The organism is Cellulophaga sp. (assembly GCF_039943695.1).
Taxonomy (GTDB): domain Bacteria; phylum Bacteroidota; class Bacteroidia; order Flavobacteriales; family Flavobacteriaceae; genus Cellulophaga.
In genome coordinates this window covers 1-6,376 of record NZ_JBDVAA010000207.1, presented here as the reverse complement: position 1 = coordinate 6,376, position 6,376 = coordinate 1, and the positions used below count along the sequence as shown (strand labels likewise).

At 29.2% G+C, this 6,376-nt stretch carries 8 protein-coding genes; 7 read left to right on the top strand and 1 reads right to left on the bottom strand.

Annotated features, from left to right (window positions below; all coding sequences use genetic code 11):
* Positions 1 to 468 precede the first annotated feature (468 nt).
* Together ABJD66_RS14915 and ABJD66_RS14910 are read left to right on the top strand one after the other, a co-directional pair.
* Complete coding sequence (locus ABJD66_RS14915) at positions 469 to 1,047, top strand: hypothetical protein (RefSeq protein WP_348133080.1); 579 nt, start codon at positions 469 to 471, stop codon at positions 1,045 to 1,047.
* 172 nt (positions 1,048 to 1,219) lie between these two features.
* On the top strand, positions 1,220 to 1,690 hold the full coding sequence (locus ABJD66_RS14910) for a DUF4952 domain-containing protein (protein ID WP_348133077.1): 471 nt from the start codon (positions 1,220 to 1,222) through the stop codon (positions 1,688 to 1,690).
* A gap of 59 nt (positions 1,691 to 1,749) precedes the next feature.
* On the opposite strand, the gene ABJD66_RS14905 is transcribed toward ABJD66_RS14910, so the two are convergent.
* A complete protein-coding gene (locus ABJD66_RS14905) occupies positions 1,750 to 2,349 on the bottom strand; it encodes an MCP four helix bundle domain-containing protein (RefSeq protein ID WP_303544145.1) in 600 nt (199 codons plus the stop codon).
* A gap of 251 nt (positions 2,350 to 2,600) precedes the next feature.
* Here ABJD66_RS14905 and ABJD66_RS14900 point away from each other — a divergent pair, with 251 nt between their 5' ends.
* The 5 genes from ABJD66_RS14900 to ABJD66_RS14880 all read left to right on the top strand — a co-directional run.
* A complete protein-coding gene (locus ABJD66_RS14900; protein WP_348133073.1) occupies positions 2,601 to 3,515 on the top strand; it encodes a hypothetical protein in 915 nt (304 codons plus the stop codon).
* 80 nt (positions 3,516 to 3,595) lie between these two features.
* Entirely contained in the window at positions 3,596 to 4,360 is a 765-nt protein-coding gene (gene map / locus ABJD66_RS14895; RefSeq protein ID WP_348133070.1) for a type I methionyl aminopeptidase, read from the top strand.
* Between the two features lie 90 nt (positions 4,361 to 4,450).
* Entirely contained in the window at positions 4,451 to 5,014 is a 564-nt protein-coding gene (locus ABJD66_RS14890) for a Crp/Fnr family transcriptional regulator (RefSeq protein WP_348133067.1), read from the top strand.
* Positions 5,015 to 5,108: 94 nt separating this feature from the next.
* A complete protein-coding gene (locus ABJD66_RS14885; protein ID WP_348133064.1) occupies positions 5,109 to 5,498 on the top strand; it encodes a RidA family protein in 390 nt (129 codons plus the stop codon).
* A gap of 301 nt (positions 5,499 to 5,799) precedes the next feature.
* A partial coding sequence (locus ABJD66_RS14880) for a putative Ig domain-containing protein (protein WP_348133061.1) occupies positions 5,800 to 6,376 on the top strand: 577 nt, incomplete at its 3' end.

The following is a 6,376-nucleotide window of genomic DNA, read 5'->3' as shown; positions in this document are numbered from 1 at the left end:
TTGATTTTGAAGATTTTTACACATATTATGAAGACAATGCTCCTCGTAAAATCCCTACATCTGGAAAATTTATTGAAATTTTTCAGGCAAATTATTATGCAGAAGTTCGTAAAGTTGAGCTATTTATTCGAAACAAAAAATTTGCTCATTATTCTAAACAACATACTTTTAACCTATAATGATGTTTACCAACAATACCTATAAAAATTGGGTTTTTGGTGCTTAACTTAGAGTTTAGTGTATTTTTTATAAAGACCATTAAATCTTTTAGATGTGGTAATTAAAAAAACAAAAAAAGTTTTGGCTAAGTGCTTAATCGGAAATTAATCGCTTTTAATTCCCTTACTAACCATAGCTGAAACGTTATAACCAATTTCTAAAATGTAAAGAATCACATTAATTATAATTTTACTTTCCATTTCAACTTATGGCCAACAAAATCAGTGTCTCTGTTCTAATGGGACAGAATTGGAATTGAAAGGTGTTAAACCTGCAATGACTTTTGAACTTGCTAATGGAGAGACTTATAATATTTGCGGTTTTGTAAATTCAAAAATATCAGATAATCAACTTTTGATTTCTGATTTTGATATTTTCAATTGTAAAACTGACGAATTATTACTTGAATCTCTTTCTCAAAATTGTTTTGTAAATTTTAAAGACGGAGTGTTAGAAATTACAGAGATGGGGCTTTTAAGATTCGGAAATAATTGGGAGTATGAAACAGTTCCTTTGGGACATAGAAAAATCTATTTTGATGAAGATATTATTCAGAACATAATTAAACGACCTGATTTTAAAAATCATAAAATTGATCAAAACCAAATTGACGAATTTATGTTAGAATTGGAGAATGTAGCTAAAACATATAAAGATGAGGAGTTACTAACAAAAATTGAAAAACTTGAGGTGTTAGCTCTAATCGATAATGAAAAAGCTTGGGAAATATTATTGGAGTTTAGATCATACTTCAAAATTGAATCTAATGAATTAATAGAAGACACTCTTTTTGAATCAATTGAGAGAATTAAAAAACAAAAGAAATAAAACGGGCAATAGCATTTTACAACAATACATAGCCGATTTTTAGGTAAACAACGTTTGTTATATTTAACGTGAGGATTAAGCAAGAAAATTGAAACAAATTTGGCGATGAATATATTGAACTCAAATTGTTAATAAGCTATATACAAAGTTGTTACTACTAATAAAAAACAAAATGAATTCAATTCTAAAATATATACTGTTTTCTTTTACAGTTCTAATTTTTGGTTTCTCAAATGAGTTTGTTAATTCAAAAACAGAACTTAAGTGTAATTTATTAGAAGCTTATGCAAAAACACATAAAGAGTTAGAATTTGTAAAATGTGAAGAAGTAAAAAACAGTCAAATAATTTATAGAGCTACTTACAGAGTACGTGGAAATAAATCTAAAATAGTAGAAGGTTTCCTTAAAGAAAATTATGGAATGGGAAATTTAAAATGGGCTTGTTGTGGATGGGACAATGCTGGTGTATACGGACAATTTGAACACCCAGAATTTGAGAAAATTGATCCTTATTGTTCTGCCGTTATTAGTATGTTTGCCTCTGGAGAAAAAATAGATAAATCAAAAAATACTATTAATTTAGAACACGATAGAGATAAAATTGAATATTTTACTGTAACAGTAGAATTAATTATAACGTAAAATATCTACGAGTAATAGTATGCAAAAGTGTTTATTTTAGCACAGTGCTATAATAACACTTAAGCTTTTTCTTTAGGGTTGTACATTACTATTATTTGTATGATGATAGCCAAAAGAACCAGAAAATAAATTTCAATTTGTGTAAACAACTCTACAGTATCTACAGCACGTTTACTAATTAACATTTGCCTACTTCCTTCATTCAACTGAATTTTTGATAAATCGCTAAGATTTGTCTTTATTTTTTTGAGTTGAGCAACAACTTTAGACTTGTTATTATGGCTTGTACTTAAAAATTGACTTTCAGATTTTATTAACGTCTTAAGGTTATTTTTAAAACTATCAAACACCTTTGTTTCTTGCGTTGTAAGTTTTGTTTGCTCAAACCTAGAAACCAATGACTGCAGATTAGTGTTGACTTTTAAATTTTTATCTTTAAAAAAAGTAGAATCAGATACTGCAACTGCAATTTCTTTCTCCTGAACTAATTGGAGCATTTCAAAAATGAGATCATTTGCAATTAACCTGTCTTCATAAATTGTTACAACAGAATCACGAACACGCACAAAATTATTTTTGTCTATTAAATTTGTTGCAATTATTAAGACAAAAATCATTAAGATTCCTAGTATCCATTTTAACTTGTTGTAAAACGTCATATATGGCAATTTTTAGCGTGTAAAATCTATTGTAAATATACAAAAACCACTATAAATTACCAGCGGTAAATTATTACTAATTATGGCTTGCTTGTAAAGCTTAGCGTGTCTGTATTTACTACTTTTTTAATCGGCTTTTTATTACTAATTTAGATGTTTAAATGCGTAAGGTTATATAAACAAAACCATTAAAAATAATTAAACTAACCTAAGAGTAATTAGATGTAAATGCCTTAGCTACAATTAAAAAAATGACAAAATACATTATAATTTTACTTTTAATTGTAACTTCTTGTAAAGGCGAGTCTAAAAAAGATAATAAGACTAAAGAAGTAAAAAGCGAGGTTATAAAAACTTCTTATTTTGAGCTTGTTAAGGCCAAAAAGCAAAATGGCTTATTAATTTTATTTCCCTGCTTTCCTTGTAATGCAGAAAACACATTGTCTGAATTTAAAATTGCCGAACTAAGTGTAAAAAATAACTATTCGGTTTTAGCAATGAATTTAAATCAGCGTTTGTATTTAAACAAAAAAGAAAAACAAGAACTAGCAGACCAATTAGCAAGAATAATAAAGGAACATGGATTATCAAAAAAAAACATTTTCATAGGAGGGTTTTCAAGCGGAGGAAATGTAAGTCTGCTAATTAGCAATTACCTTGTGGTTCATAAAAGTCAAATTAAACCCAAAGGTACTTTTATTGTAGATTCACCAATAGACCTTCTTGGTCTTTATACAACTGCAGAAAAGAATTTAAAGCTTAATTTTTCTGTGTCATCTGTTCAAGAATCTACTTGGATTAAGAATATGTTTGATGAAGAATTTGGAAATCCATCTACAGACCAGATAACTAAGTATGAGCAATATTCTCCCTATACATTTAAAACCGAAAATATTAATAATTTAAAAGGATTAAAAAATTTAAAAGTTAGGTTATATACAGAACCTGACGTAGAGTGGTGGAAAGAATATGCAAAAAATGAATATGAAGATTTAAATGCCTTTTATATTCAAAAATTATCAGAAAAGTTAATGATAGAATTTGGAGAAGTTACTATTGAATTGATAAAAACAAAAAACCGAGGGTATAGAGCAAATGGAGAAAGGCATCCGCATTCCTGGGCAATTGTCAATAAAAAAGATTTAATTAATTGGATGCTAGAATAAAAAAGTACCAGTAAAGTATAGCACTAAACGTCCAACAAAAAACAAGCAAACTCTTGTAACTCATTAAAAAAAGAAGAAGAATGTCTATAACAACAGAATCAGAATTACTAGGAATGATAAAAGTTAGTGAAGTTGTTGGAACTACACTAAAATTAATGAAAGAGTATGCTAAAGTTGGTATGTCTACTAAAGAATTGGATGCTTATGGCAGAGAAATATTAAAGCGCTATGGAGCTAAATCTGCTCCTTATGAAACTTATGGCTTTCCTGGTTACGCTTGTATAAGTGTAAATAAAGAAGCTGCTCACGGTATTCCGTATAAAAATAAAATACTAAAAGAAGGAGATTTAATAAATATTGATGTTTCTGCGGAGTTAAACGGATTTTGGTCAGACAATGGTGGTTCTTTTGTTATTGGAGAGGATATTCATAATCACCAACCACTTGTAGATGCTTCTAAAAATATATTACACAAAGCAATTACAAATATTAAAGGAGGAGTAAAAATAGCAGACATTGGACACTTAATAGAGTCCGAGGCTAAGAAATCTGGTTTTAAAGTAATTAAAAACTTAGCAGGCCACGGAGTAGGTAGAAGTTTGCATGAAGAGCCTGAAAATATTTTGAATTACAGAGTTAGAACTAATCGTGAGAGATTTAAAAAAAATACTACAGTTGCAATAGAGACTTTTATCTCTACAAAATCTACTGTTGCTGTAGAGTTAAAAGATGGTTGGACTTTGGTTGGTAATAAAGGAGGATACGTAACACAGCACGAGCAAACAATACTAGTTACAGATAACGCACCAATAATTTTAACAGAATCTAATGGTATGTGGAACTAGGTTTTGCGTAGTTCTTTTATAAGTGTAACCTAGTGTTTAGCTATTATAATTTTATTCAGTATTAATTTGTAAAATAGAAGTTATTGCCTAATGAAGAACAAATTAAAAGAACACATAATAAAATTAATTCCTCTTTCTGATAACGAGTTTAGTTTTGTGTTGTCTCATTTTAATATTGAAAAATATAAAAAGAATGAGTTTCTTATTCAAGAAGGCGAAGATGTAAACCATTGTTATTTTGTTATTTCGGGACTCTTAAAATTAGTATTTAACGATGCAAATGGTAAACAACATATAGTATCTTTTGCGATGGAAGACTGGTGGGAAAGTGATTTTTTAGCCTATTTTGAACAAACCAAAGCAAAAATGTCATTGCAATGTGTAGAGGACACTGAGGTGTATTCAATTAGTCTTAAAAATTATTATAAATTATCTTCTAAAATGCCTAAGATAGAGCGTTTTTTTCTTAAAAAATCTCACTCAGGACACATAGCCTCACAAAACAGGATTTTATCTTTTTTAACCTCCAACGCAAAGGAGCGTTATGTACAGTTGTTAAAGCAACAACCAATTTTGTTTCAACGAGTACCTAAAACTCTTTTAGCTTCTTATTTAGGTGTGTCACGAGAAACACTTAGTAGGTTATCATCTTAAAAATTTCTTCTTTTTTATAATTGTGATGTTTATCACGCACCAACAATAGTATTATTTAAAATATTTGTGGTGTAATCACAAAACATAAAAACAGATGAAAAAACAAGTAATTAACCCTTGGCAATGGCAAAATGATAGAGGTTATGTACAAGCAGTTGAAGTAGCTAGGGCAGAAGGAACTTTATACATAGCAGGACAAACAGCAATAGATTCTAATGGAAAATCTAGTGCTGAAGATATGAAAAGTCAAGTAAGTACATCTATTAAAAATTTAGAACAGGTAATTAAAGATGCTGGTTATGAGTGTAAAAATATTGTTAGGTTAAATATTTACACTACGTCTACAGAAGAATTTTTTTCTTGTTTTGATATTTTTCAAAATTGGACAACAAAACACAATATAAAACAAGCAAGTACTTTATTAGAAGTACAAAGTCTTTTTGAAACATTAAAGGTAGAATTAGAGGCTACCGTAGTAAGGTAATGTTTTTATAAATTAAATATTAAGTTGAGTAAAAACAAGTTGAAGTAAATACAATACAACTAGAAAAATTAGACAAAATTTTGTTTAATGACTTATGAATAGTAAAGATGATTGCTAAGTATTTTTGTACATCTTAAATGGTACAATTTATAAAAAGTGTGCCTGTAAGTAAATTACAGTCGCACTTTTTTATGCTGTATACCTTAAAAATGCACGTTAGGATACAAAAGTTTGACTAAGAGAAACATTTACGCCTGCTCTTATTTGTTACTTAGCAACACCAATTTTAAACAAACCACCAATGATAAATACGTCATACACTAATATTTTTTGTTTATTAGTATGCTTTACTCTAATTGTTTCTTGTAATACTAAAGAAGAACAAAAAGTGTATCAACCTAAAAACCCAAAAGGTAAATACATTTTAACTCCCAAGGCAAGTACTAGTCCTAATATAAACGGACCAACAGTGTTTGGCGTACGTCCAGGATCTCAGTTTTTATATAGTATACCTGTAACAGGAAAAAGACCAATGGAGTTTGCCGTAAAAGGATTGCCTGCAGGTTTAAAATTAAATACAGAAACAGGTGTAATAAGTGGTGTTATTAAAAATCTGCAAAAAAGAGATTATGCGCTAACATTTGTTGCTAAAAATAAAAAAGGAGAACAAAAAAAGAACTTTACAATTGTAGTGGGTGAAACCATTTGTTTAACTCCGCCTATGGGCTGGAATAGTTGGAACTGTTGGGGGCCAGATGTTACACAAAAAAATGTAATTGCATCTGCACAAGCAATGGTTAACAAAGGCCTAGCAAATTATGGGTGGAGCTATATAAATGTAGACGATGGTTGGCAATCTCACAGAGGTGGTAAACATC

Excerpts from the sequence above, each read along its gene's own strand:
- ABJD66_RS14910 (WP_348133077.1), top strand. The coding sequence starts at position 1,220 with ATGAATTCAATTCTAAAATATATACTGTTTTCTTTTACAGTTCTAATT.
- map (WP_348133070.1), top strand. The coding sequence starts at position 3,596 with ATGTCTATAACAACAGAATCAGAATTACTAGGAATGATAAAAGTTAGT.
- ABJD66_RS14890 (WP_348133067.1), top strand. The coding sequence starts at position 4,451 with ATGAAGAACAAATTAAAAGAACACATAATAAAATTAATTCCTCTTTCT.
- ABJD66_RS14885 (WP_348133064.1), top strand. The coding sequence starts at position 5,109 with ATGAAAAAACAAGTAATTAACCCTTGGCAATGGCAAAATGATAGAGGT.
- ABJD66_RS14900 (WP_348133073.1), top strand. The coding sequence starts at position 2,601 with ATGACAAAATACATTATAATTTTACTTTTAATTGTAACTTCTTGTAAA.
- ABJD66_RS14905 (WP_303544145.1), bottom strand. The coding sequence starts at position 2,349 with ATGACGTTTTACAACAAGTTAAAATGGATACTAGGAATCTTAATGATT.